The following is a 23402-nucleotide window of genomic DNA, read 5'->3' as shown; positions in this document are numbered from 1 at the left end:
AAGCGAAGGGGCTTAACGAACAGTTAAAAACGTCATGTCATCCGGGGATTGTCGCCCAGGGCCACGCGCGCGTCGGCGGCGATCCGGTCCAGCGGCCAGCGGACGGTCACGACGGCGCCCGGCCCGCCATTGTCGAAATCCAGCCGCGCGCCCGACCGTTCCAGCAGCGTCTTGGCGATGAACAGGCCCAGGCCCATGCCGTCATAGCCCTCGCGCTGCGGCCCGCCGCGCTTGCTGGTCAGGTAGGGATCGCCGATCCGCGCCAGCAGCGCGGGCGGATAGCCGGGGCCGTCGTCGCGGATCGTCACCGCCAGCCAGCCGTCCCCGGCCTGCGATTCGATCACCACGCGGGCGGCGGCAAAATCGACGGCGTTCTGGATCAGGTTGCGCAGCGCGTGGATGACGGCGGGGTCGCGGCGGATCTGGGGCCCGTCGGCGCGGATCTCGACCACGGGGCCGCGTCCGGCATGAGGTTCGGCGGCGTCCTCCAGCACGGTGCGCAGGGGCGCGCTGCGCAGGTGCAGGTCGTCCTTGCCCGCCCGGCCCATGCTGCGCAAGATGTCGCCGCAGCGCACGGCGGAATCGCGCAGCGCGATGGCGTCGGCTTGCAGGTCGGGGCGGTCGTCCAGTTCGTCCGCAAGTTCGGCCGCGATCAGCTTGATGGTGGCCAGGGGGGTGCCCATCTCGTGCGCGGCGGCCGCCACGACACCGCCCAGATGTTGCAGCCGCTGTTCGCGCGCCAGGGCCATCTGCGTCGCGAACAGCGCGTTCGAGGTCGCCTGAAGTTCCGCCGTCACCCGATGCGCATAGCCCGCGAAGAACACCACCCCGATCATCAGCGCCGCCCAGTGCCCCAACGCCAGGACCGGCGCCAGGGCCAGTTCGGTCCCGTCCGCGTCGTGCAGGGGCAGCGCGAATCGCGACGCCAGCGACACTAGGATCATCGTCGCCAGGCCCAGGGCCACTGTCTGGCGGGTGTCCAGCGATGTCGCGGCCACCGTCACCGGCGCCAGGACCAGCAGGGCGAAGGGATTGGCCAGCCCGCCGGTCAGCGCCATCAGGGCGGAAATCTGGATCACGTCGAAGGCCAGATGCACCACCGCCAGCCGGGCCGAGGTGCGGCGCCGGGGCCACAGCCCCTGCCATAGGTTCAGGGCCGCGGCGGCGGCGATCAGCGCCAGGACGGGACCGATGGCGAAGCCGATGCCCATCAGATGCGCCACCACCACCGCCGCCGTCTGCCCGGCGATCGCGAACCACCGCAGCAGAATCAGGGTCCGCATGCGGATCGGCTCGGCCTGGGTGGCGGGACCGGAGGGAGGGGCGATGGGGCGGGGCATGGGGTCCAAGGGGGTGCGGCGTTGCGGACCTTGATACGCGCGGCGGGATGGGCGATCAATGCGCCGCTTCGGGCGCAATGAAGGAGTTAGATCATGGCCGACCGCAAGATCCTGCTGATCGGTTGCGTTGCAGCCCTTGCCCTGCTGGGCGCGGGCGGCGCCTGGCTGGCAAGCCGCGACGGCGGTGATCGCTTTGCCCAATGCAACGCCGGGGCGGTGGCGGGCGGCATGGACAGTTTCGGCACCGACTTCACCCTGACCCGCCAGGACGGGCAGCGCGTCACGGCGGAACAGGTTTTCACCAAACCCTCGCTGCTGTATTTCGGCTATACCTTCTGCCCCGATGTCTGCCCCCTGGACAGCGCGCGGAATGCCGAGGCCGCGGCCTTGCTGGCCGAACAGGGCAAGGACGTGCAGACGGTCTTCATCACCGTCGATCCGCGCCGCGACACGCCCGAGGTGGTGGCCGATTTCACCAGCCTGTTTTCCGACGACATGATCGGCCTGACCGGATCCGAGGATGAAATCGCCGCCGTCAACAAGGGCTGGCGGAATTACTACAAGGCCAATGACGAGGAGGACCAGGAATATTACCTGGTCGATCACATGACCAATACCTATCTGGTTCTGCCCGGAAACCAGACCGTCGCCTTCTTCCCCCGCGACACCTCGCCCGAGGCGATGGCCGAGCGCGTCGGCTGCTTCGTGGATGCCCTTGGCTGAGAAGTGATTGCCCCCGACCCGTCCTTGCGGCAGTGTTGCTGATCACGCAAGGTCGGTTAGGCATCTTATGGAAGACGATACCCTGTCCCGGACGAATCCCGGTTCCGATCCATCACTGCTGCTGGTGGACGACGATGAAATCTTCGTGACGCGGCTGGCCCGCGCGATGGAAAAGCGCGGCTTTGCCACGCGAACAGCCCTGAGTGTTGCGGACGCCCTGACGATGATCCACCAGGCGCCGCCCGCCTATGCCGTGGTCGATCTGCGGCTGGAGGACGGCAACGGGCTGGATGTGGTCGAGGCGCTGCGCGAGCTGCGGGCCGACGCGCGCATCATCGTGCTGACCGGATACGGGGCCATCGCGACCGCCGTGGCGGCGGTGAAAATGGGCGCGACGGATTATCTCGCAAAGCCCGCCGACGCGAATGACGTAACGTCTGCGTTACTGTCCAGCGGGGAATCCCTGCCGCCGCCGCCCGACAATCCGATGTCCGCCGATCGGGTCAGATGGGAACATATCCAGCGGGTTTACGAGCAATGCGACCGAAATGTCAGCGAAACCGCGCGGCGTTTGCATATGCATCGGCGCACCCTTCAGCGTATTCTTGCCAAACGCGGACCCCGTTAACAAACGCGGACCCCGTTAAAGATATTAAGCCGTCTTGTAATTGAAACGGACTTGTATCAAATTGCGAATTAGCAATTCAATACGGGTGTAGACGAAATGAACTTTGACCTGGACAAGATGACGCTTAAGGAACTGCGTGATCTTCGGGGGAAACTGGACCGCGCGATTAACTCTTATGAAGATCGGAAACGCCGCGAAGCCCTGGCGGCGGTCGAGGAAGCGGCGCGCGAGCATGGTTTCAACCTGTCCGACCTGACCGGCGCAAAACCCCGGCGGTCGGGCACGGTCGCCCCGAAATACGCAAATCCCAGCGATCCGACGATGACCTGGACCGGCCGTGGCCGCAAACCCCGCTGGGTCCAGGAAAGCCTGGATGGCGGCAAGCAACTGGACGACCTGCTGATCTGAATGCCTTTTCGCCAAGGCCGCCCGCCTTGCGGACGGCCTGGATCAGGCGGGATTGTCTGCCGTTTCCATCAGTGTGTGAAAGCGATCCAGAAACGCCGCCCGCGCCTGCGCCGGGGGGCGCAATTGGATATGCAGGACAGACATAATGGCGTCGTTTTGCAGGGGAAACAGGCGCCGGGCCTCGGCTTCGCTGAAACCGGCGATTTGAACGGCCTCCAGCCGGGCTGAAATCCGGTCGGCGGCCTTGATTTTCGTCTTGATTGCCGGGGGCAGGGCCGCTGGCAGGCCGAAACGGCGGTGAATGGCGGCGGCAAGGCGTTCGTCCATTTGCCCGTATTCGGCGCCAAGTGCCGCCTTGACCGGGGAAATCATGTCGCCGATCACATATTCGGGGGCGTCATGCAAAAGCGCGGCCAGTTTCCAGCGGGTTTCGATCCCCGGATTCAGGCGCCCCAGAATATCTTCCACCAGCAGCGAATGTTCGGCGACCGAATAAGGCCAGTCGCCCTGCGTCTGGCCGTTCCAGCGGGCGACGAAGGCCAGCCCGTGGGCGATGTCGGTGATCTCGATGTCCAGCGGCGTCGGATCCAGCAGATCCAGACGCCGGCCCGACAGCATCCGCTGCCAGGCGCGGCGCGGTCGGGCGGCCATGGCCGGTCAGGACAGCCGCTGATCCGCCGGAGCGCCCGCCTGCTGGGACTGGGCGCGGCGCGCCAGTTCCTGGCGGTACAGCGCCACGAAATCGACCGGGTCCATATTGAAGGGCGGGAAGCCGCCGTCGCGCGTCACGTCCGAAATGATCCGCCGCACGAAGGGGAACAGCAACCGCGGGCATTCGATCATCAGGAATGGGTGCATCTGGTCTTCCGGCACGCCCTCGATCAGGAACACCCCGCCGTAATCCAGTTCGGCCAGGAACAGGGTCGAGTTGTCGCCCTTGTTGGTCGAGGTGACGCGGAACTTCGAGATCACCTCGTACTGGTTGTCGCCCGCGCGCTTGCGGGCGTCCAGGCTGACCTGGACGGTGATCTCGGGCTGGACCTCGCCCTGCGGCGCGCCCTTGGTCGCCACCGCGTTTTCAAAGGACAGGTCGCGGATATATTGCGCCAGGATCTGCATCCGCACTTGCGGGGCTGCGGGCGCCGCGCCGTTCGGGTTGGTTTCGTCGGCCATGGGTCTTTCCTTGAAGGATCGCTGTCGACGGCTTTCTATCAGGCGCGAGTCATGGCCTCAATGCCGCGTCCAGCCGGAATTGCCGCGCGGCGCGGGGCGGCCGTCATCGTCGGCCAGATCCTCGGGCAGGTCCACGGGGGGGCGGCTGCGGGTGGGCGGCACGTCCTCGACCACGTAATCCGCGTCGATCACGCCGTCGGCGTAGGGCGGGCGATGGGTCTCGCGCCGGGTCATGTGGACGGTCGTGACCCGCATCCGCCGCGAGGCCTGGCGCATGATCAGGTCGCGCACCGGCGGGATCAGCAGCAGCAGCCCCACGATGTCGGTGAAAAAGCCCGGCACGATCAGCAGGACGCCCGCCAGGATCCGCATCATCCCATGGGCCAGCGGCCGGGCCGGGTCGCGCAATTCCGCCAGGCTGCGCTGCGCCTGCACCCAGGCCTGGTTGCCCTGGCTGCGGATCACCACCACGCCCAGCACGAAGGCCAGCACCACCAAGGCCAGCGTCGCCCACACCCCGATCAGCCCGCCCACCTGGATGAACAGCGCGATCTCGACGATGGGCAGCAAGATGAACAGCCACAACAACCACATGCGGATTCCCCTTCCGGGCCGGGGATAACTGGACTTGCCCCGCCCTGATCCCTACATAATGGCGCAGATCGCAGATACCAGCCAAGACGGATATGAGGCCAATCGCATGAATAACCCGCTGTTGCAGTTGCTTGTCCTGGCAGGGATCGCGATTTTCCTGATCCTGCGGCTGCGCAATGTCCTGGGCACGCGCGGCGGGTACGAGCCTCCTCAGGTCGATGCCCCCGAAGCGCCGCGCCCCCGCTTCGACGTGATCGAGGGCACCGCGACCGAGGAGGATCATGACATCCTGGACCACGCCCCGGCGGGCAGCGCCACCGCCCACGCCTTGGCCGCGATGAAGGCGGCCGAGCCGTCCTTCGGCGTGACGGATTTCCTGAACGGCGCGAAATCTGCCTATGAGATGATCCTGATGGCCTTCGAACGCGGCGACCTGTCCGAGGTGCGGGCGTTCCTGGCCGAGCCCGTGGCCGAGGCGTTCCAGTCGGTCATCGACGCGCGCGCCGCCAACGGCCAGACGGTGACGGCCCAGTATGTCGGCACGCGCGAAACCGCCCTGGCCGGGGCGGAATACGACCGCGACACCGGCATGGCCGAGATTTCGGTCCGGTTCGTCGGCGAACTGATCGCCTCGACCCGCGACGCCGACGGCAACGTCATCGAGGGCGATCCCAAGGCGCCGCGCAAGCAGCGCGACACCTGGACCTTTGCCCGCCGCATGGGCCAGGACGATCCGAACTGGCAATTGGTCGCGACCGGCTGATGGCCCGGCGCCGGGGCCTGACCCCCGAGGACCGAGAACTGTGGTCGCGCGTCGCCCGCAGCGCCGTGCCGCTGCATCCCGAACGGCCCCGGCCCGCCGCAGAGTCCGACATCCGCCCGGCCCCCAAACCCCCCGCGCCGCCGCCGCGCGCCCCCCTGGCCGATTTCAGCATCGGTCAGGCCGCCCAGTCGCGTCCTGCCGCGTCCCTTACACAGGTTCATTCGCCCGCGCAGCGGCTGTCGCAGCAGCCTTTGCGCATGGATCACAAGGTCCATCGCCGCATGGCCCAGGGCAAGATCGCCCCCGAGGCGCGGCTGGATCTGCATGGCCTGACCCTGGCCGCCGCCCATCCCCAACTGATCGGCTTCATCCTGTCCAGCCATGCCCAGGGGCGGCGGCTGGTGCTGGTCATCACCGGCAAGGGGCGCGGCGATCACGGCCCGCTGCCGACCCGCCCCGGCGCGCTGCGCCATCAGGTGCCGCATTGGCTGCACATGCCGCCGCTGGCGCCGGTGGTCCAGCAGGTGACGGCCGCGCATTACCGGCACGGGGGCGAGGGGGCCTATTACGTCTATCTGCGCCGGGGCGGCTAGAAGGCGGGCGACAGCACCACCTGGACCGCCTGTTCGACCCGGCTGACCGCGCCGCCGATCAGGTCGGGGCCGGACCCGCCCCGGTCGGGCAGGATCCGGTCCAGGTCGCGGGTTTGCGCCAGGATGCTTTGCAGGGCCGGGGAATCGGCCACGTTGAAATGCCCATAGCCGGTGTTGAAGGCGCCGGTATCCACCACGACGACATTCAGGTCGGCCACCGGACGCGCATCGGGGATATTGCCCAGCCGCAGCGGCTCGTCCGAGATCAGCGCCGACAGCTGCAAAGCCCGGTCGCGGGGCGAGGTCATGATGATGAAGGGGTCCGGCAGGCGCCCGATGGCGCGGACCTGGGACCGGAACAGCCGCAGATCCAGGTCGGGCGAGATCAGGATCACCGAATCGATCTGGTCAAGAAGGTCGCGCCGCCCCGACAGCGCCATCTGGCGCAACCCCTCCATCAGCAGCTGCCCGCCCATGGAATGCGCCATCAGCACGATCCGGCCCCGGCCCCGCGCCTGCGCCAGCAGATCGATCACCTGGACCAGCCCGTCGCGCGAATACAGCGCCGCGTCCCGGTCCCCCGAATAGGCATAGGGCTTCATCCGCGACGGCCAGGAAAAATGCGCGTGGATCCCCGGCAGTTGCAGGTCGTGCGCCAATTGGGCGGTGCGATAGACCCCCTCGGCGAAGCTGTAGTTATAGCCATGCACGAACAGGATGATGTCGCGGTCGTCCGGGGCATGGCGGGCCAGGTCGCGTTCGATGGCGCGGCGGAATGCCGTCGCATCGGCCAGGCGGCCGCCGCCGCTGATCAGGAACTGGCTGTCGGGGTCGCCGTCGGGCCGGGGATAGGCCAGATTGCCCGGCCCCCGGTCCACGGGAACCGACACGTCGAGGCGCGAATACCAGGGCTGCGGCATGTGTTCGCCCGACAGGCCGCGTTGCGAGGCGACCCAGATCGTTTCCGCGATGGGCGGCTGGAACCCCTGAGGCGCCATCACCAGGGCGCCGCGCGGCGCGCAGGCCGCCAGGATCAGGACGAAGGACAAAAGAAGATGCCGCACACGCCACCTCTACGGAAACGGTTGCGGCAAACCTGTCAGAGAAATGCGTGCTGGGCCAGTCCCCAAGCGCCTAGCCGTAATTGGCCTTCGGCCCCATGAAGTACCAGATGATCAGCCCGACCACCGGCAGAATGGCGATCAGCGCGATCCACAGGATCTTGGTGCCCAGACTGACATTCGTGTTGATGACCGAGGCGATGGCCCAGACATCCAGCACGAAGATGATGATTCCGAAGACGTAACCCATATCGCCCTGTCCCGTTGTTCCGCTTCGCTAACCCTAGACCGGGGCGCGCGGTTCCGTCAAAGGACGTAACGCGACAGATCCGTGGACCGCGCCAGGTCGCCCAGGTGGCGTTCGACATAGGCCGCGTCGACCTGGACCGTCTCGCCGCCCTTGTCGGGGGCGCTGAAGGACAGTTCCTCGAACACGCGCTCGATCACGGTGTACAGCCTGCGGGCGCCGATGTTTTCCACCGCCGCGTTCACCTCGGCGGCGATGCGGGCCAGGGCCGCGATGCCGTCGTCGGCAAAGCCCACGGTGACGCCCTCGGTCGCCATCAGGGCGGTATACTGGCGGGTCAGGGCGTTGTCGGTCTCGGTCAGGATGCGGATGAAATCGTCCTCGGTCAGGGCGCGCAGTTCGACGCGGATCGGCAAACGGCCCTGCAATTCCGGCAGCAGGTCGCTGGGCTTGGCCACATGGAAGGCGCCGCTGGCGATGAACAGGATATGGTCGGTTTTCACCGGACCGTATTTGGTGCTGACGGTCGTGCCCTCGATCAGCGGCAGCAGGTCGCGCTGCACGCCCTCGCGGCTGACATCGCCGCCGCGCGCATCGGCCCGCGCGCAGACCTTGTCGATCTCGTCGATGAAGACGATGCCGTTCTGCTGCACGGCGTCCAGGGCGGCGGCCTTGACGGCGTCGTCCTCCAGCAGCTTGTCGGCTTCCTCGGCGATCAGCAGGTCATAGCTTTCCGACACGGTGACCTTGCGCCGGACGCGCCGCCCGCCGAAGGCCTTCATCAGCCCCGACAGATCCATCATGCCGCCCAGGCTGGCACCGGGCTGGCCGGGAATCTCCATCGCGCCCAGCGGGTTCGAGGTGTCCTGCACCTCAAGTTCGATCACGGTGTCGTCCAGCTCGCCGCGCTTCAGCTTGTCGCGGAACATCTGCCGGGTGCCCTCGCGCGCGTCCTTGCCTGCCAAGGCCTCGATTACGCGATCCTCGGCGGACTTGTGGGCGCGGGCCTTGACCGCCTCGCGCATCCGTTCGCGGGTGTCGATCATGGCGGCGTCAGTCAGGTCGCGGATGATCTGTTCCACGTCGCGGCCGACATAGCCCACCTCGGTGAACTTGGTCGCCTCGACCTTGATGAAGGGGGCGTTGGCAAGCTTGGCCAGGCGGCGGCTGATTTCCGTCTTGCCGACGCCGGTCGGGCCGATCATCAGGATGTTCTTGGGATAGACCTCGTCGCGCAGGTCGTCGCCCAGCTGCTTGCGGCGCCAGCGGTTGCGCAGCGCCACGGCCACGGCGCGCTTGGCGTCCTTCTGGCCGATGATGAAGCGATCCAGTTCGGATACGATCTCGCGCGGGGTCAGGTCGGTCATGGGTCTGCCTTTGTGGTCTGTCCGGCAGATATAGGTTCAGGCCGGAAATTTGAAGGGCGGCGGAACGGCGCGGCGGCCGACGGGCGGATCAGGACGCCGGATCCGCCTCGTGCCGCATCAGCAGGCAGCCGCCGGTGCGGCCAAGGAATTCCGGGATCGGTCTGAACCCCGCCTTTTCATAGGCCCGCACCGCCCGCAGGTTGGCGGCATCGGGGTCGATCAGGATCGTCCGGTGCCCCTGGGACCGCAGCAGGGCGACGAAGGCCGCCAGCGCGCCAGAGCCGATGCCGCGCGACAGCAGGTCCGCCGGGCCGATGGACAGATCGACCCCCACGGCATCGTCGGGCAGGTCCATCACCCAGGGCGCATCCGTGATCCAGGGGTCCACCCGCGCATCCGCGATGCGCCAGACCTGGACATAGCCCACGGGCTGGCCGTCCAGCCGGAACAAGAACGGCCGCGTGCTGTCGCGGCCCTCGATCATGTCGCGGAGCGAGCCAAGCTCGGTTTCGGCGTCGTCCCGCCACCAGTCGCGCCAATGCGGCTGCGCCAGCCAAGCCGCCAGCAGCGGCAGGTCGGCGGTGGTGACCGGCGTGAAGGAGATGTCAGCCGCCAATGACCTCGACCGTCAGGTTGCCGTTGGTATAGACGCAGATATCCGCCGCGATGGCCATCGCCTTGCGGGCCACGGCCTCTGCGTCGCCGCCGCTTTCCAGCAGCCCGCGCGCGGCGGCCAGGGCGAAGTTGCCGCCCGATCCGATGGCGGCCACGTCATGTTCGGGTTCCAGAACGTCGCCCGCGCCGGTCACGACATACAGTTCGCGCCCGTCGGTGACGATCAGCATGGCTTCGAGGTTGCGCAGGTATTTGTCCATGCGCCAGTCCTTGGCCAGATCGACGCAGGCGCGCTGCAACTGGCCCGGCGCGGCTTCCAGCTTCTTTTCCAGCCGTTCCAGCAGGGTAAAGGCATCCGCCGTCGATCCGGCGAAGCCCACCACCACGTCGCGCCCGCCGGGGCTGAGGCGGCGAACCTTGCGGGCGGTGCCCTTCATCACCGTGGGGCCGACGCTGACCTGTCCGTCGCCCGCGACCACCACCTTGCCGCCGCGCCGCACCGCCAGGATCGTGGTGCCGTGCCAGCCGGGGAATCTGTCATCTGCCATCGGGATCTTCCTTACCGTTCGGCTTGCAGATATGGCCGCGCCCCCGGCTTCGCAAGCCATCGCCCCTTCGCCCGGTGCCGAGAGGATGCCGACGACCGGCCGTCGGAGGCCATGAAAAAGGGCGGCCGGCCCGTGCAAGGCCGCCGCCCCTTCACCGGCAGGGACAGGTCAGATCGATTCGTCGATCCAGCTTTTCAGCGCGGCCTTGGGGGCGGCGCCCATGCGGTTCGACACGACCTCTCCGTCCTTGAACAGGAACAGGGCCGGGATGCCGCGGACGCCCAGGGCGGCGGCCTGTTCGGGGTTTTCATCGACGTTGATCTTCACGATCTTCACGCGGCCCGCATATTCGGCGGACAGTTCTTCCAGAGCCGGGCCGATCTGCTTGCAGGGGCCGCACCATTCCGCCCAGAAATCCACCACGACCGGGGTGTCGGACTGACGGACTTCGCTGTCGAACTGGTTGTCGTTGACATGCACGGTGGCCATGCTTTCGCTCCTTCATGGGTGCCGGCGGGAATGCGGCAAGGCAGGTTCTACAGCTAGGAAGCCATGGCGCGCCGGTCAAGGGCGGCCATGACCTGATCCAGGACCGGGTCGGGGATCGGCATCAGGCTGCGGGCGGCGGTCCACAGCACCGCGATCCGCACCGGCCGTCCGGGCCAGATCATCCGCAGCGCGGCGCGATAGGCGGCCATCTGGCGCAGGATGCCTTCGGGCGTGTCCTCGGGGCGGCCGGGGACGACGGCGTTGGATTTATAGTCCACCGCCAGGATCCGGTCGTCGGTGACGATCAGCCGGTCGATGGCGCCATGGATCATTCCCAGGCCCGGCAGCGGCGCGGTCAGCGCGACCTCGGACAGGATCTGCGCGCCGGGACCGGGCGCCATGATCCCGGCCAGGTCGGGGGCGGTGATGACCGCCGCCGCCTCGGCCAGCAGTTCCGCCAGCTCGGCCGCGTCGGGCAGCCCGCCATCGGCCCCTGCCAGCAGGGCGCGGGCGCGTTGCGGCCAATCGGCGGGCGGCAGGTGCGGCAGGCGCTCCAGCAGAAGATGCAGGCGGGTTCCGCGCAGCATGGCCGCCGTCGGATCGCCGTCCCCGTCCGGGCCGCCGATCACCTTGGCCCCGCCCAGGGCGGTGGCGGCCACGGCCCGCTGGCGCGGCGGCGGCGGCGGGGCGGGGCGGTCGGACCAGTCGGGGCGGCGCATCTGCGGCGGGGTCGCGCGCGCCAGGCTGACCGGCAGATCGGGCCAGTCGCCGAAGGACAGGCGCTGCGCGGTGCCGATGCCCTCGATCTGGATGTCGGCGCGGGGCAGGGCGCAGCGTTCGGCGCCGGTGGCGATCATCGAATGCCAGGACTCCAGCCCCGATCCGCAATCGCCAGCCGCTGCCACGATCAGCCAGCTTTCCGCCCGCGTCATCGCCACATACAGAAGCCGCCGCCGTTCCTGTTCCTGGCGCAGTTCAAGATCGGTGACGGCGTCCGCCACCGGGTCGGGCCGATCGGCGGCGCTGCCGCGCCAGGCGGGCCGGTCGTCCAGGCGGATCAGCGGCTGGCCGCGCCCGGCCCGGCGCTTGCGGGTTTCCGGCAGGATCACCACCGGGCTTTCCAGCCCCTTCGATCCATGGACCGTCATCACCCGGATCAGCCCGCCGCCGCCGCCCGGCAGTTGCCGCTTGACCTGCACGTCGTCGCGGCCTAGCCAGACCAGGAACCCCGTCAACGAGGGCGTTTCCACCGCGTCATAGGCCAGGGCCTGCGACAGCAATTCGTCGATGCCGTCCTCGGCCTCGGGGCCAAGGCGGGCCAGCAGGGCGGCGCGGCCGCCGTGGCGCACCAGCAGCCGCGAGATCAGTTCATAGGGCCGCAACTGGTCGGCCTTCGACATCAGGTCGTTCAGCACCTCGTAGGCCGGGCGATGCGGCGATGCGCGCAGCCGTTGCCACAGGAATTCCCGGCCGCGCCCCGCCGCCAGCCGATACAGGTCGTCCTCGGTCAGCCCGAACAGGGGGGACCGCAGGATCGCGGCCAGGCACAGGTCGTCCTCGGGGGTCGAGACCACCGACAGCGTGGCGGTGATGTCGCGCACGGCCAGTTCGGCGGCCAGCTTCAGCCGGTCGGCGCCCGCCACGGGCAGGCCCGCTGCCTTCAATTCGCGGATCAGATCGTCGAACAGCCCGGCCCGGCGCTGCACCAGGATCTGGATGTCGCCCGGCCCGATGGCGCGGATCTGGCCGGTCTTGGCGTCGGTGATGGGCGTGCCGATGATGGCCCCGACCTCGCGCGCCACCGCACGGGCCAGTTGCGTGTCGGCGGCGTTTTCGGCGGGGGCGTCCACCGGCGTCGTCCAGTCGCCGCGGTCGGGCTTGTCGGGTTCCGGCAGCGGCGGCCAGATGTCCACGCGGCCGGGCAGCCCGTCCCGGAAGGCGATGTGGCGGGGCGGGTCGCCCAAGCCCTCGGCCGCGTCGCCCTGGAACACCGTATCCACCAGCGACAGGATCGCCGGGGACGACCGGAACGAATGGGCCAGCCCGCGCTGCTGCATGGGCTGGGCCACGGCCTCGAAATCCTGGCGAAAGCGGTCGCGCATCGATTCGAAGACCGCGATGTCGGCGCCCTGGAAGGAATAGATCGACTGTTTCGGATCGCCCACCACGAACAGGGTGCGCGGCCGGTCATGCGCGCCCTGACCGCTTGTGAATTCGTCGGTCAGCCGCCGGATCACCCGCCACTGTTCGGGGCTGGTGTCCTGCGCCTCGTCCACTAGGATGTGGTCGATGCCGCCGTCCAGCCGCCACAGAACCCATTGCGCCATGCTGGATTCCTCCAGCAGTTCGGCGGTGCGGCGGATCAGGTCGTCGAAATCCAGCCAGCCCTGCGCGGATTTTTCCACCGCCACCAGCCGGGTGAACCTGTGGGCGAAGCGGTGCAGGGCCAGGGTCTTCTGCGCCAGCGTCAGGCCTAGGGCCAGGGGGCGCGCATCGGCCACGCGGGCCATCAGCGCGTCCAGATCGACCATGAAGGGGGCGCAGGCGCCCTGGCGCAGCGCCTTGGTCGGGATATCGCCGATCTTGGGACCGAAGGGGGACTTGGCGGTCGCGCCGAACAGCAGGCATTTGCACAGCAGATGCAGGTCGGCCAGGCCCGGTTCGCGCCAGTTGCCCTTGGCAAGCTGTTCGGCCAGCTTGCTGTCCTTGGCGCCGCTGCGCGACAGGATCGGGATCAGCGCGCCCAGCAGGTCGCCCTCGGCCCCGTCGAAGGCGCGGGCCAGCAGCGCCGCCTGATCCAGGCCGGGGGGCAGGCCGAAGGACCGCCAGATCGACGCGGGATCGGGATCGCGGGCGAAATCGGCCTCGGACAGGCCGGACAGGAATCCGTCCAGGTCGTCGCCCGAGACAAGCGAGGTCAGGTCGCGGATCGCCGGATCGCCGTCGGCGGCCATCCGGTCCAGGATCTGCGCGCGCAGCACGCGGGCCGAGCGGTCGTCCAGTTCCCGGAACCCCATCGGCACGCCCGCCTCCAGCGGAAAGCGGCGCAGCAGGGCCGCGCAGAAGCTGTGGATGGTCTGGACCTTCAGCCCGCCCGGCGTCTCGATGGCGCGGGCGAACAGGCGGCGCGCTTCGGCCAGGTCGGGCTCGCGGTCCTCGCCCAGTTCGGCCAGTTCGCGGCGCAGAGCGTCCTCGGGCAGCATCGCCCATTGGCCCAGGCGGCGCAGAAGGCGGTTCTGCATCTCGGTGGCGGCGGCCTTGGTATAGGTCAGGCACAGGATGCGTTCGGGCGCCGTCCCCGCCAGCAGCAGCCGCGCCACCCGGTCGGTCAGAACGCGGGTCTTGCCCGACCCGGCATTGGCCGTCAGCCAGGTGGAGCGCAGCGGATCGGCGGCGGCGATCTGGTTCAGGCTGGCCTCATTCATGCCCCATTCCCCTGTTCGGCCCCGACCTTTTCCACATGCGGCGCATCGGCCAGCGACCATTCGCCGAACCGCGCCAGATGATCGTAATCGCCCACATAGCTGGTCTGTTCGGGCGCCCGCATCGAGGTGAAGCCCGTGTCCCCCGCCAGATAGGCCGCGATCAGCCGCACGAAGCCTTCCCAGTTCTCGTCCTCCAGGTCGGGGGAATGCTCGCGGATCTGGGTCTCGCCCTCTCCTCCCAGCTGGATATAGCGGATGCCCGCGACATCGACCGGGCCAATCGCGTCGAAGCCGCCGCGCCGGGCCATCGCGGCTTCCAGGATCAACTGCTTGTCGAAAGCCGCGATCTGCTTGTCGGTGGGCGGCTTGCCGGATTTGTAGTCATAGATCATCACCCGCCCGTCATGCAGCAGGTCGATCCGGTCGGGCTTGGCGGTCAGGGTGAAGTCCATCCCCCCCAGGGACACCTTGCCGCGCGTTTCGACGATCACCGGGCGGCCCTCGGCCAGGCGGACCAGTTCGTCGGCGACGATCCGGTCGGCGATCCGCTCCATCCGCGCGGCCCAGAAGGCGCGGGCGGCGGGCCAGGGCACGTCGCGTTCCAGGATCGCGGCGGTCAGGGCCAGGAACCGGGCCTTCAGCGCCGCGTGGGTCATGCCGGGATCCGGCCTGGTGCCCAGCCAGGCCTCGACGATGGAATGCAGCGTCTGGCCGCGCAGGGCGGCATCGGGTTCGGGACGCAGCGCGGGCAGCGGGCGCAGGCCCAGGACGCGCTTGGCATAGACCGCATAGGGGTCGCGGATCAGCAGCGACACATCCGTCACCGGCAGGTCGCGGAAGGGCGGCGCGGGCGGGATCGGCGCGGGCCGGGGGCAGGGCGGCAGCGCGCGCGCGGGCCGGGACACCGCCGCGGCCAGGGCCAGCCAGGCATCGCCCCGCGCCCGCATCGCCGCAAGCGCCTGCGGCCCGTTGCGTTCGGGCAGCCCGCCCATCAGGTTGGTCAGCCGGTTCAGCCAGCGCGAGGGGATCGTTTCCGCCTCGGCATCGCGGCGGGCGCGGGTCAGGATCACCTGGTCCAGGCCCATCGCCTGCTGGAAGTCATGCGCGGCCAGACCGATCTGGCGTTCCGGCAGCGGCAGCCCGGCGGCCAGCCGCATCTGCCGCGACAGCCAGGGATCGGGCGTCAGTTGCTGGGGCCAGCCGCCTTCGTTCAGGCCCGACAGGATCACCAGGCCGTGGCCGACGATCCGCGCCTCTCGCGGGCCGCGGATATGCAGGTAATGGGCGTCGCCGTCGATCCGCACGGATTGCTGGTGCAGTTCGTCCAGCAGCAGGGCGCAGAAATCCTGCGCGCCCAGATCCGGGCCTTGGGCCGCGTGTTCCGCCAGATGATCCATGGTCGATCGCAGCAGCGCGCCCTCTCGCTCCTGCCACAGCCGGGATGCGGCGGCATCGCCGCCCGGTCCCGCGGCAAGCGCGTCGGCCAGGCGGATCAGGTCGCGCAGCCGGTCGGGCAGGGGACGGGGCGCGCGGTCCTGGGCCAGCGGCGTGATCCGGTCCAGCATGTCGGCCAGCCATTCCGCCCAGGTCTTGCGCAGCGCGTCGCCCCTGGAGGCCCAGTTGCGCAGGCATTCGCCGTCCGGGAAGGCTGGGCCGTTGCGGCGCAGTTCCAGTTCCAGGTCGCGGGCCAGCAGCCGCGCCTCGTTCGCGCCCACCAGGGGCGATCCGGTCAGGGCCAGCGGATGCTTCAGCAGCACCAGCAGGCGGTCGATGCTCAGCGTCTCGCCGAACAGGGCGGCGATCTGGCGCAGGAACAACCCGTGCCCGGTCAGCGACAGGGGCTGGCCCGCGCTTTCGTCCGGGCACAGCCGCCAGCGGTCCAGGGCGGCGCTGACCCGCCGGATCAGGTTGCCGTCCGCCGCGATCAGCGTGGCGGGGGCGTGACGTTCGGCGGCGTCGCGCAGGATCAGGGCGATCACCTCGGCCTCTTGCCCCGGCTGCTCGGTCTCGATCAGGGTCAGCCCCTCGGTCGGCGCGATCAGGTCCGGCAGGCGCGGGCCTTCGGCGATCCACTGGTCGGTGACGGGCGCGGGGCGCAGCGCCAGCGACACCAGCCGGTTGCGCGCGGGCGCCGGCGGCGGGGTGGCGGTCCAGCGGGCCGGACGGCCCAGGGCGCGGATCAGGGGCGCGAAACGAGCCTGGGGATGATCCTCGGACGCATGGTCCAGGCCGTCCCAGACCGATTGGGGCTGGTCGAAATCGAAGCCCGGCAGCACCACCGCGCCCTCGGGCAGGCTGGCCACCGCCTGCATGAACAGCCGCGTGGCGCCGTGCGATCCGGTCGATCCGGCGACGATCACCGGCCCGTCGGGCAGGCCCACGCCCCGCGACCAGTCGTGCAGCAGGGTTTCCGCCGCCAGCCTCTGGCGCGCGGCGCGGTCCATGGGCGGGCCGTCCAGGTGGAATTGCGCGGCGATGCGCAGGAAGACCAGGGCGTTCTGCCAGTGCCGGGCGTGATCGCCGGTGTCGATGCCTTCCAGCGCATCGGGGGCCAGGCCCTCGGACTGCATTTCCTGCATCAGATCGGCCAGCGACCGGGCAAGCGCCGCGATGGAATGGCCCGATGCCAGATCCGGCCGGGTCTTCAGCAGCCCCGCCACCAGCCGGGCCAGTTGCAGCCGCCGGGCCAGGGGCGCGGCCTCGGGCTGGTCCAGCAGCGAAGGGATGTCCAGGTTCGTGACCGGCAGCAGGCGCGGCAGCAGCAGCGGGCCGCGCAGGTCGAAGGCGCATTTCAGTTCCGCAAGCGTGCGCGCGGCATTGGCATAGATGGTGACGCGGGCCATCGCCTCGGGCGGCTGTCCGGCCATGCGGTCCAGGAAGCCCGTCACGAATTCATGGGCGAAATCGACGCCCGGCGGCAGGGCGAAAAGGCCGCGGAAGGCAGGCTCACGCATCCAGCATCGCCTCGGCCAGGGGGATCGCTTGGGGATAGCCCACGTCGCACCAGCCGCCGGGATGGGCGATGCCGAAAGCCCGACCCTCGGCGATCAGCAGATCCCACAGCCGGTTCAGCGAAAAGACGGTATCGGGGATCCGGGCCAGCCGGTCGGGGCGGATGATCTGCGCGCCGCCATAGACGAAATCGCCCCGTCGGCTGATCCGGCCCGCCGCATCCAGGCTGAAATCGCCGGCCCCCTGCCGCCCCGTGGCCCGGTCCAGCGGCACCAGCATCAGCAGCGCCTCCATCTCGTCGCGCCAGGCGGCGTTCAGGGCGGCCAGCGGGTTCGGCCCGGTCCAGACCACATCGGGGTTCAGCGTCATCACCGGGCCTTGTCCCAGCAGAGGCAGCGCCTGGCGCAGACCGCCGCCGGTGTCCAGGATCGCGCCCGGTTCGTCGCTGATCGCTACGTCGCGATCCGCCAGATGCGCGGCGATCTGGTCCCCCAGGTAATGCGTGTTCACGACCACCGGCCCGGCCCCGGCGTCCCGGCCCAGATCCAGCGCCCGGTCCAGCAGGGTGCGGCCCGCCACCGGGATCAGCGGCTTGGGCAGGCTGTCGGTCAGCGGCCGCATCCGCGTGCCAAGCCCGGCGGCAAAGATCATCAGCGGGCGCATCGGGCGCGGATCCTTTCGATGACGGCGGCGTCCGGGGCGGGCAGTGCGGCGACCGCCCGCGCCAGGGGCGCAAGCGCCGGATGGGCCAGGTTGCGCTGCACATGGCCCCAGACGCGCGGCATGAAGTCCAGATAGCGCGGCTTGCCATCGCGGATGCACAGCCGGGTGAAAATTCCCAGGATCCGCAGGTTCCGCTGCGCCCCCAGCAGCGCATAGGCGGCGCGGAAGCGGTCCGGATCCAGCCCGGACGCGGCCAGATAGCGGCTGACGCAGGCGGCCTCGATGGCGGGGTCCACGTCGCGCCGCGCGTCTTGCAGCGCCGAAACCAGATCATAGGCGGGATGGCAGGACACCGCGTCCTGATAGTCGATCAGGCCCAGCGGCGCCTCGCTCCGCCAGATCAGGTTCTCGGCATGGAAATCGCGCAGGGCCAGCACCGGGGGGATGTCGGCGGCAAGGTCGGCATGAAGCCGGGCGATCAGGGGGGCGATGTCGTGGCCGCCCGTCGCGCCCGCCGCCTGGGGATACCACTCTGCGAACAGGCCCGCCTGGTCGGCCAGGGTCGGCCCGTCCAGGGCGGCCACGAAATCCGGCACCGGATGGCGGTGCAGGTCGACCAGCAGATCCGCGATCCGATCATAGATCGCGGGCGCCAGCGCCGGGTCGCGTTCCAGCACGCGGGCCACCAGATCGTCGCCCAGATCCTGGACCAGCAGCAGCCCGGCCGGATCCTGCGCCAGGATCGCGGGCGCGCCGAAGCCGTGGCCGCGCAGCCAGCCGGTCATCGCCACGAAGGGCGCGCAGCCGCCCGAGGGATCGTCCATCAGCACCGCGCGGCCCTGCGCCCCCTCCAGCCGGAAATAGCGCCTGGCCGAGGCGTCGCCCGCCAGCGGCAGGATCCGCGCATCCCCCCATCCCGCCTGCGCCACGAACCCCGCGCGGGCGGCAATGCGGGCGGCGTCCGGAGCGATCAGGGTGATGTCGCGCAGATCCGGGTCATCCTGGGTGGCGATGCTGATGGTGATCGCGCCGTCCGGCAGGCGTTCCAGCCGGTCGGGCCATTCGATCAGGCAGACGGCCTCTGTCAGCGCCTCGTCCAGGCCCAGTTCGGCCAGTTCGGACGGATCGGTCAGGCGATACAGGTCGGCGTGCCAGATCTCGGTGCCCAAGGGGTCGTCATAGGTCTGGACCAGCGTGAAGGTCGGGCTGGGCACGTCCTCGGCCGCGCCACCCTGGCGGGCGCGGATGAAGGCGCGGGCGAAATGGGTCTTGCCCGCCCCCACCGGCCCGTCCAGCAGGATCGTGTCGCCGGGCCGCGCCGTGGCGGCCAACATCCGCGCCAGGGCGGCGGTCAGGTCTTGGTCTGCGGTCAGGCGCGTCGTCATGGGGCCGTTCTAGCCGCTTCGGCGGGCGGGGGGAACCATCCGTGAACGGACCCCGGTGGCCTTTGGCGCCGAACCGGCTAGACTGCGCCGGACAGAACGGAGGCCCCGATGTTGCGCACAACCCTTGCCCTGACCCTGGCCCTGGCCGGTCCCGCCGCCGCGACGCAGGAATACATCCTGCCCACCCTGTTCGACGTGGCGGGCGTCGCCACCGGGGATGTCCTGAACATCCGGGCCGAACCGAACGCCCAGGCGACGATCATCGGCACCCTGGCTCCCGACGCCCGGCGGATCGAGGTTGTCGAGGAACGGCGCGGCTGGGGCCGGGTCAACACGGCCGAGGCGTCGGGCTGGGTTTCCATGCGCTATCTGGCCTATCGCACCGATGTCTGGCAGCCGGGCGCGCTGCCCGCCGGTTTCCGCTGCCTGGGGACCGAGCCGTTCTGGGACGCGAGGCCGGAAGCGGGCGACCTGGTCCTGCGCAGCCCAGAGGATCAGGCGGGCGACCGCCGCCCCGTTCAGACCGTGCTGGATACGGGCATCTTCCGCGATCCCGCGCGGGTGGTCGTGGCACGGGACGTGACGCTGTTTGCCCAGCCGCAGATCTGTTCGGACGGCATGTCGGACCGGCTGTTCGGCCTGTCCGCGACGATCGTGCTGCATGGCGACCAGCCCAGGCTGCTGTCGGGCTGCTGCACGATCCAGCCCTGACAGGCCCGCCCTGTCAGGGTTGCGGAGCGTGGCGGGGATGACGGCCTCTGTTCTGGTCGCCGCAAGGCGCTTCGCAGGCTGTTCGCGTCCGATCCCCTGTCGGCGGGCAGGCGGCGCGGTGCGGGACATCCGTCCAGAAGCGCCGGGACGGCAGAGATGTCGGCCTTGTTGCCATCGTGTCGATCTTTGGGCCGTGTCGTCAGCCTGTCCACCCGCAGCCCGCCGGTCGGCGGATGGGCGCGGCAGCCCGGTTTTTTCTTGACCTGGCCCGCAGCCGGTCCATCATTCCCGGACCCAGCGAATGAGGCCAGGGATGACGCGACTTCGTGTGAATGGCCGGGATCACGATCTGGACGTGGATCCCGAAACGCCGCTGCTGTGGGTCCTGCGCGACGAACTGCGCCTGACCGGCACCAAGTTCGGCTGCGGCATCGCCCAATGCGGTGCCTGCACGGTGATGCTGGACGGAATGCCCCGGCGGTCCTGCGTGACCCCCATCGGCATGATCGAGGGCAGCGAGGTCACCACCATCGAGGGCATGGAAGGCCCCGAGGTCGCCGCCGTGCAGGCGGCCTGGACGGCCATCGACGTGCCGCAATGCGGCTGGTGCCAGTCGGGGCAGGTCATGTCGGCCACGGCCCTGCTGCAACAGATCCCGCAGCCCAGCGACGAGGACATCGACAACGCGATGGCGGGAAACATCTGCCGCTGCGCCACCTATGTGCGGATCCGGCAGGCCATCCACGACGCCGCCCGGACGCTGGAGGGCTGACCATGTCCATTCTGACGACGCGCCGGGGATTTCTGGCAGGCGGGGCCGGGCTGCTTCTGGCTGTGACGCTGCCGGTCGGGCGGGGCCGGGCGCAGATGACCGTGGCCGGGCCATTCGCGCCCAATGCCTTTGTCCGCATCGGGACCGACGATCTGGTCACGGTGATGATCAAGCATCTTGAGATGGGGCAGGGGCCCTATACCGGCCTTGCCACCCTGGTGGCCGAGGAACTGGACGCCGACTGGTCGCAGATGCGGGCCGAAGGCGCGCCCGCCGACGACAGGCTGTATGCGAACCTCGCCTTCGGGGCGCAGGGGACCGGGGGGTCCACCGCCATCGCCAACAGCTTCATCCAGATGCGCAAGGCCGGCGCCGCCGCCCGCGCCATGCTGGTCGCCGCTGCGGCCGAGGAATGGGGCGTCCCCGCCTCTGAGATCACCGTCAAGGCGGGGGTCGTCGCGCATGAGGCCTCGGGCCGGTCGTCCGGCTTCGGCGCGCTGTCGACCGCCGCCGCCCGCCAGCCGGTGCCCGAAGACCCGCCGATCAAGGCCCCCGCCGATTTCGTGCTGATCGGCACCGACCGGCCCAAGCTGGACAGCGCGTCGAAATCCACCGGCACCGCGCAGTTCACCCTGGATGTCTATCGCGACGGGATGCTGACCGTGGTGGTGGCGCATCCGCCCCGGTTCGGCGCGACCCTGGCCCGCGTGGACGACAGCGCCGCCCTGGCGGTGAAAGGGGTCGAGATGGTGCGGACCGTGCCCTCGGGCGTGGCGGTCTATGCGACCAACACCTATGCCGCGTTGAAGGGCCGCGACGCGCTGATCCTGGAATGGGACGACAGCAAGGCGGAAACGCGCAGCTCCACCCAGATGTTCGCGGCCTTCGCCGAGGCCGCCGCCCAGGGCGGCGAGACGGTCGAGGAAGAGGGCGACCTGTCAGCCATCGACGGCGCGGCCAGGGTGCTGACGGCCGAATACCGTTTCCCCTATCTGGCCCATGCGCCGATGGAACCCCTGGATGCGGTGATCGAGACCAAGGGCGGCAAGGCCGAGCTGTGGTTCGGCAGCCAGTTCCCGTCCTTTGACAAGCCCACTATCGCGGGCGCCTTGGGCATCGCGCCCGAGGACGTGACGATCAACGTGCTGATGGCGGGCGGATCCTTCGGTCGGCGGGCGCAGGGCTCGGCCCATCTTGCGGCCGAGGTCGGTGCAATCGCCAAGGCCGCCGGGCGCGACGGCGCCTTCAAGCTGGTCTGGACCCGAGAGGACGACGTGAAGGGCGGCTATTACCGCCCGATGACCGTCCACCGCCTGCGCGCCGGCCTGGATGCGGACGGCACCATCGTCGCCTGGGAAAACGTCGTCGCCAACCAGTCGATCATGGCGGGCACGCCGATGGAGGCGATGCTGAAGGGCGGCCCGGACAACAGCTCGTTCGAAGGCTCCACCGGCCTGCCCTACCGCCTGGGCGCGCGGCGCATCGGCTGGGCGCGGATGGAAAGCCCGGTCAGCGTGCTGTGGTGGCGGTCGGTGGGGCATACCCACACCGCCTATGCGGTCGAGACCTTCCTGGACGAGGTTCTGGAGGCCGCCGGAAAGGATCCCGTGCAGGGCCGCCTGGACCTGCTGCCGCCCGAGGCCGCGCGCGAACGCGCTGTGATTGCCGAGGCCGCCCGCATGGCCGATTGGCAGGGACCGCGCCGCGACGGCAAGGGCTATGGCATCGCTTACGCGAAAAGCTTCGGCACCTATGTCGCCGAGGTGGTCGAGGTCGAGGATCGCGGCGGCACCCCGCGTGTCACCCGCGTCTGGTGCGCCGTCGATTGCGGCATCGCCGTCAATCCCAACGTGATCCGCGCGCAGATGGAGGGCGGCATCGGCTATGCGCTGTCCGCCGCGCTGCACAGCCGCATCACCCTGGCGCCGGGCGGCACGGTGGAACAGTCGAATTTCCACGACTATCCGATGCTGCGGATCGCAGAGATGCCCGCGGTCGAGGTCTCGATCATCCGCAGCGCCGCGGATCCGACCGGCGTCGGCGAACCGGGCGTGCCGCCGCTGGCCCCGGCGATGGCCAATGCCTGGCGCGCCTTGAACGGCGCCCGGCAATACCAGCTTCCTTTCGGCGGAGCGATTTCATGAGATCAGTCACGGCCGTTCTTGTTCCGGCGCTGTTCTGCGCCGCGCCGCTTTGGGCGCAGGACGACCTGGAAACCCCCGACGCCTTCGCTGCCATCGCCGACAAGGCCGAAAGGTCCGCAGCCCTGTTTCAGGAAATGGGCAAGGTGCTGACCCATCCGCGCTGCCTGAACTGCCACCCGGTCACCGGCGGGCCGACGCAGGGCGACGACATGCATCCCCACGATCCGCCCGTGGTGCGCGGAGAGGCGGATTTCGGCGCGCCGGGGATGACCTGCAACACCTGCCACGGGGCCGAGAATGTGACCCTGACCGGCGGCCAGGGCAGCATTCCGGGGCACGAGCCCTGGTCGCTGGCCCCGGTCAGCATGGGCTGGGTCGGCCTGTCCCTGGGCGAGATCTGCCAGCAGATCAAGGATCCCCAACGCAACGGCGGCAAGACGCTGGAAGAGCTTCACGAACACAACGCCCATGATGGCTTGGTCGGCTGGGGCTGGCACCCCGGCGCGGGCCGCGAGCCCGCCCCCGGCAGCCAGGAAATCTTCGGCCAGCTGACGCGGGCCTGGATCGACACCGGAGCCGCCTGTCCAGGGTGACGGTTGTCCCTTGACCGCCGCCGCGACGCGCAATCCCCTATCCATGTCGCGGAACTGGCGCTGTTCCTGTTCATCATCGGCCCGGATTGCAGCCCGCGCGCCTGGCGGCCCTGGTCGGGCCGGCTGTCGGATCCCCCGCTTCGGCCTGACCTCGACCGCGATCGTCATCATGGCCTCGTTCCGGGACGGGAATGCGCGGGCGGCAGGG

23 protein-coding genes are annotated in these 23402 nt (G+C 69.5%); 9 read left to right on the top strand and 14 right to left on the bottom strand.

Annotated features, from left to right (window positions below; translation table 11 throughout):
* Positions 1-32: 32 nt before the first annotated feature.
* Positions 33-1340 carry an ActS/PrrB/RegB family redox-sensitive histidine kinase gene (locus ACTJI6_RS00190; protein ID WP_440796774.1) on the bottom strand — a complete coding sequence of 436 codons (1308 nt, stop codon included), beginning with the start codon at positions 1338-1340 and terminating at the stop codon, positions 33-35.
* 93 nt (positions 1341-1433) lie between these two features.
* Between ACTJI6_RS00190 and ACTJI6_RS00185 the strand changes: the two genes are divergently transcribed.
* From ACTJI6_RS00185 to ACTJI6_RS00175, 3 genes are all read left to right on the top strand, one after another.
* Positions 1434-2063, top strand: a complete 630-nt coding sequence (locus ACTJI6_RS00185; protein WP_126152667.1) for an SCO family protein — start codon at positions 1434-1436, stop codon at positions 2061-2063.
* A gap of 67 nt (positions 2064-2130) precedes the next feature.
* Positions 2131-2691, top strand: a complete 561-nt coding sequence (locus ACTJI6_RS00180; RefSeq protein WP_440796772.1) for an ActR/PrrA/RegA family redox response regulator transcription factor — start codon at positions 2131-2133, stop codon at positions 2689-2691.
* Positions 2692-2787: 96 nt separating this feature from the next.
* Positions 2788-3099: an H-NS histone family protein gene (locus tag ACTJI6_RS00175; RefSeq protein ID WP_126152669.1), complete on the top strand. Its 312-nt coding sequence runs from the start codon at positions 2788-2790 to the stop codon at positions 3097-3099.
* A gap of 42 nt (positions 3100-3141) precedes the next feature.
* Here the strand turns inward: ACTJI6_RS00175 and ACTJI6_RS00170 are convergent, their stop codons facing one another.
* The 3 genes from ACTJI6_RS00170 to ACTJI6_RS00160 are packed head-to-tail and all read right to left on the bottom strand — an operon-like array spanning position 3142 to position 4866.
* Complete coding sequence (locus tag ACTJI6_RS00170; protein ID WP_440796770.1) at positions 3142-3750, bottom strand: HD domain-containing protein; 609 nt, start codon at positions 3748-3750, stop codon at positions 3142-3144.
* A gap of 6 nt (positions 3751-3756) precedes the next feature.
* A complete protein-coding gene (gene secB / locus ACTJI6_RS00165; protein ID WP_126152671.1) occupies positions 3757-4272 on the bottom strand; it encodes a protein-export chaperone SecB in 516 nt (171 codons plus the stop codon).
* Positions 4273-4329: 57 nt separating this feature from the next.
* Positions 4330-4866, bottom strand: coding sequence for an FxsA family protein (locus ACTJI6_RS00160; RefSeq protein WP_440796768.1), 537 nt, complete (start codon positions 4864-4866; stop codon positions 4330-4332).
* 106 nt (positions 4867-4972) lie between these two features.
* Between ACTJI6_RS00160 and ACTJI6_RS00155 the strand changes: the two genes are divergently transcribed.
* Positions 4973-5629 (top strand): Tim44/TimA family putative adaptor protein, encoded by a 657-nt coding sequence (locus ACTJI6_RS00155; RefSeq protein WP_440796766.1) that lies wholly within the window; start codon positions 4973-4975, stop codon positions 5627-5629.
* On the top strand, positions 5629-6222 hold the full coding sequence (locus tag ACTJI6_RS00150; RefSeq protein WP_126152674.1) for a Smr/MutS family protein: 594 nt from the start codon (positions 5629-5631) through the stop codon (positions 6220-6222). The genes ACTJI6_RS00155 and ACTJI6_RS00150 overlap by 1 nt, the downstream gene beginning before the upstream one ends.
* Here ACTJI6_RS00150 and ACTJI6_RS00145 read toward each other — a convergent pair.
* The 10 genes from ACTJI6_RS00145 to tsaE form a co-directional block, all read right to left on the bottom strand.
* A complete protein-coding gene (locus tag ACTJI6_RS00145) occupies positions 6219-7286 on the bottom strand; it encodes an alpha/beta hydrolase (protein ID WP_440796765.1) in 1068 nt (355 codons plus the stop codon). The two genes, ACTJI6_RS00150 and ACTJI6_RS00145, sit on opposite strands and share 4 nt — an antisense overlap.
* A gap of 70 nt (positions 7287-7356) precedes the next feature.
* The gene (locus tag ACTJI6_RS00140) at positions 7357-7533 is read right to left on the bottom strand and encodes a PLD nuclease N-terminal domain-containing protein (protein WP_126152675.1); all 177 of its coding nucleotides are present in this window, start codon (positions 7531-7533) and stop codon (positions 7357-7359) included.
* A gap of 56 nt (positions 7534-7589) precedes the next feature.
* Complete coding sequence (hslU, locus tag ACTJI6_RS00135) at positions 7590-8897, bottom strand: ATP-dependent protease ATPase subunit HslU (protein ID WP_126152676.1); 1308 nt, start codon at positions 8895-8897, stop codon at positions 7590-7592.
* 88 nt (positions 8898-8985) lie between these two features.
* Complete coding sequence (locus tag ACTJI6_RS00130) at positions 8986-9513, bottom strand: GNAT family N-acetyltransferase (protein WP_440796763.1); 528 nt, start codon at positions 9511-9513, stop codon at positions 8986-8988.
* On the bottom strand, positions 9503-10060 hold the full coding sequence (hslV, locus tag ACTJI6_RS00125; RefSeq protein WP_440796761.1) for an ATP-dependent protease subunit HslV: 558 nt from the start codon (positions 10058-10060) through the stop codon (positions 9503-9505). The genes ACTJI6_RS00130 and hslV overlap by 11 nt, the downstream gene beginning before the upstream one ends.
* A 168-nt stretch (positions 10061-10228) precedes the next feature.
* Positions 10229-10549 (bottom strand): thioredoxin, encoded by a 321-nt coding sequence (trxA, locus tag ACTJI6_RS00120; RefSeq protein ID WP_440796759.1) that lies wholly within the window; start codon positions 10547-10549, stop codon positions 10229-10231.
* A gap of 53 nt (positions 10550-10602) precedes the next feature.
* Positions 10603-13974, bottom strand: coding sequence for a double-strand break repair helicase AddA (addA, locus tag ACTJI6_RS00115; RefSeq protein WP_440796757.1), 3372 nt, complete (start codon positions 13972-13974; stop codon positions 10603-10605).
* Entirely contained in the window at positions 13971-16928 is a 2958-nt protein-coding gene (gene addB / locus ACTJI6_RS00110; RefSeq protein ID WP_440796755.1) for a double-strand break repair protein AddB, read from the bottom strand. The genes addA and addB overlap by 4 nt, the downstream gene beginning before the upstream one ends.
* Positions 16921-17589 carry a nucleotidyltransferase family protein gene (locus ACTJI6_RS00105; protein WP_440796753.1) on the bottom strand — a complete coding sequence of 223 codons (669 nt, stop codon included), beginning with the start codon at positions 17587-17589 and terminating at the stop codon, positions 16921-16923. The genes addB and ACTJI6_RS00105 overlap by 8 nt, the downstream gene beginning before the upstream one ends.
* Positions 17577-18974 carry a tRNA (adenosine(37)-N6)-threonylcarbamoyltransferase complex ATPase subunit type 1 TsaE gene (gene tsaE, locus ACTJI6_RS00100; RefSeq protein ID WP_440796751.1) on the bottom strand — a complete coding sequence of 466 codons (1398 nt, stop codon included), beginning with the start codon at positions 18972-18974 and terminating at the stop codon, positions 17577-17579. The genes ACTJI6_RS00105 and tsaE overlap by 13 nt, the downstream gene beginning before the upstream one ends.
* A 108-nt stretch (positions 18975-19082) precedes the next feature.
* Here tsaE and ACTJI6_RS00095 point away from each other — a divergent pair, with 108 nt between their 5' ends.
* The 4 genes from ACTJI6_RS00095 to ACTJI6_RS00080 all read left to right on the top strand — a co-directional run bounded on the left by ACTJI6_RS00095 (position 19083) and on the right by ACTJI6_RS00080 (position 23194).
* A complete protein-coding gene (locus ACTJI6_RS00095; protein ID WP_126152683.1) occupies positions 19083-19685 on the top strand; it encodes a COG3650 family protein in 603 nt (200 codons plus the stop codon).
* A 313-nt stretch (positions 19686-19998) separates the two neighbouring features.
* On the top strand, positions 19999-20457 hold the full coding sequence (locus ACTJI6_RS00090) for a (2Fe-2S)-binding protein (RefSeq protein ID WP_080620214.1): 459 nt from the start codon (positions 19999-20001) through the stop codon (positions 20455-20457).
* 2 nt (positions 20458-20459) lie between these two features.
* Positions 20460-22601, top strand: a complete 2142-nt coding sequence (locus ACTJI6_RS00085; protein WP_440796749.1) for a molybdopterin cofactor-binding domain-containing protein — start codon at positions 20460-20462, stop codon at positions 22599-22601.
* The gene (locus ACTJI6_RS00080; protein WP_440796747.1) at positions 22598-23194 is read left to right on the top strand and encodes an Isoquinoline 1-oxidoreductase subunit; all 597 of its coding nucleotides are present in this window, start codon (positions 22598-22600) and stop codon (positions 23192-23194) included. Before ACTJI6_RS00085 ends, ACTJI6_RS00080 begins: the two co-directional genes overlap by 4 nt.
* The last annotated feature ends 208 nt before the right edge of the window (positions 23195-23402 follow it).

This window comes from Paracoccus sp. 22332 (assembly GCF_052045125.1).
GTDB classification, from domain to species: domain Bacteria; phylum Pseudomonadota; class Alphaproteobacteria; order Rhodobacterales; family Rhodobacteraceae; genus Paracoccus; species Paracoccus haematequi_A.
Note: the sequence above shows the minus strand (reverse complement) of the source record. Positions and strands in the feature narration are given on the sequence as shown.

Excerpts from the sequence above, each read along its gene's own strand:
- ACTJI6_RS00190 (WP_440796774.1), bottom strand. The coding sequence starts at position 1,340 with ATGCCCCGCCCCATCGCCCCTCCCTCCGGTCCCGCCACCCAGGCCGAG.
- ACTJI6_RS00185 (WP_126152667.1), top strand. The coding sequence starts at position 1,434 with ATGGCCGACCGCAAGATCCTGCTGATCGGTTGCGTTGCAGCCCTTGCC.
- ACTJI6_RS00180 (WP_440796772.1), top strand. The coding sequence starts at position 2,131 with ATGGAAGACGATACCCTGTCCCGGACGAATCCCGGTTCCGATCCATCA.
- ACTJI6_RS00175 (WP_126152669.1), top strand. The coding sequence starts at position 2,788 with ATGAACTTTGACCTGGACAAGATGACGCTTAAGGAACTGCGTGATCTT.
- ACTJI6_RS00170 (WP_440796770.1), bottom strand. The coding sequence starts at position 3,750 with ATGGCCGCCCGACCGCGCCGCGCCTGGCAGCGGATGCTGTCGGGCCGG.
- secB (WP_126152671.1), bottom strand. The coding sequence starts at position 4,272 with ATGGCCGACGAAACCAACCCGAACGGCGCGGCGCCCGCAGCCCCGCAA.
- ACTJI6_RS00160 (WP_440796768.1), bottom strand. The coding sequence starts at position 4,866 with ATGTGGTTGTTGTGGCTGTTCATCTTGCTGCCCATCGTCGAGATCGCG.
- ACTJI6_RS00155 (WP_440796766.1), top strand. The coding sequence starts at position 4,973 with ATGAATAACCCGCTGTTGCAGTTGCTTGTCCTGGCAGGGATCGCGATT.
- ACTJI6_RS00150 (WP_126152674.1), top strand. The coding sequence starts at position 5,629 with ATGGCCCGGCGCCGGGGCCTGACCCCCGAGGACCGAGAACTGTGGTCG.
- ACTJI6_RS00140 (WP_126152675.1), bottom strand. The coding sequence starts at position 7,533 with ATGGGTTACGTCTTCGGAATCATCATCTTCGTGCTGGATGTCTGGGCC.
- hslU (WP_126152676.1), bottom strand. The coding sequence starts at position 8,897 with ATGACCGACCTGACCCCGCGCGAGATCGTATCCGAACTGGATCGCTTC.
- hslV (WP_440796761.1), bottom strand. The coding sequence starts at position 10,060 with ATGGCAGATGACAGATTCCCCGGCTGGCACGGCACCACGATCCTGGCG.
- trxA (WP_440796759.1), bottom strand. The coding sequence starts at position 10,549 with ATGGCCACCGTGCATGTCAACGACAACCAGTTCGACAGCGAAGTCCGT.
- addA (WP_440796757.1), bottom strand. The coding sequence starts at position 13,974 with ATGAATGAGGCCAGCCTGAACCAGATCGCCGCCGCCGATCCGCTGCGC.
- addB (WP_440796755.1), bottom strand. The coding sequence starts at position 16,928 with ATGCGTGAGCCTGCCTTCCGCGGCCTTTTCGCCCTGCCGCCGGGCGTC.
- ACTJI6_RS00105 (WP_440796753.1), bottom strand. The coding sequence starts at position 17,589 with ATGCGCCCGCTGATGATCTTTGCCGCCGGGCTTGGCACGCGGATGCGG.
- tsaE (WP_440796751.1), bottom strand. The coding sequence starts at position 18,974 with ATGACGACGCGCCTGACCGCAGACCAAGACCTGACCGCCGCCCTGGCG.
- ACTJI6_RS00095 (WP_126152683.1), top strand. The coding sequence starts at position 19,083 with ATGTTGCGCACAACCCTTGCCCTGACCCTGGCCCTGGCCGGTCCCGCC.
- ACTJI6_RS00090 (WP_080620214.1), top strand. The coding sequence starts at position 19,999 with ATGACGCGACTTCGTGTGAATGGCCGGGATCACGATCTGGACGTGGAT.
- ACTJI6_RS00085 (WP_440796749.1), top strand. The coding sequence starts at position 20,460 with ATGTCCATTCTGACGACGCGCCGGGGATTTCTGGCAGGCGGGGCCGGG.
- ACTJI6_RS00080 (WP_440796747.1), top strand. The coding sequence starts at position 22,598 with ATGAGATCAGTCACGGCCGTTCTTGTTCCGGCGCTGTTCTGCGCCGCG.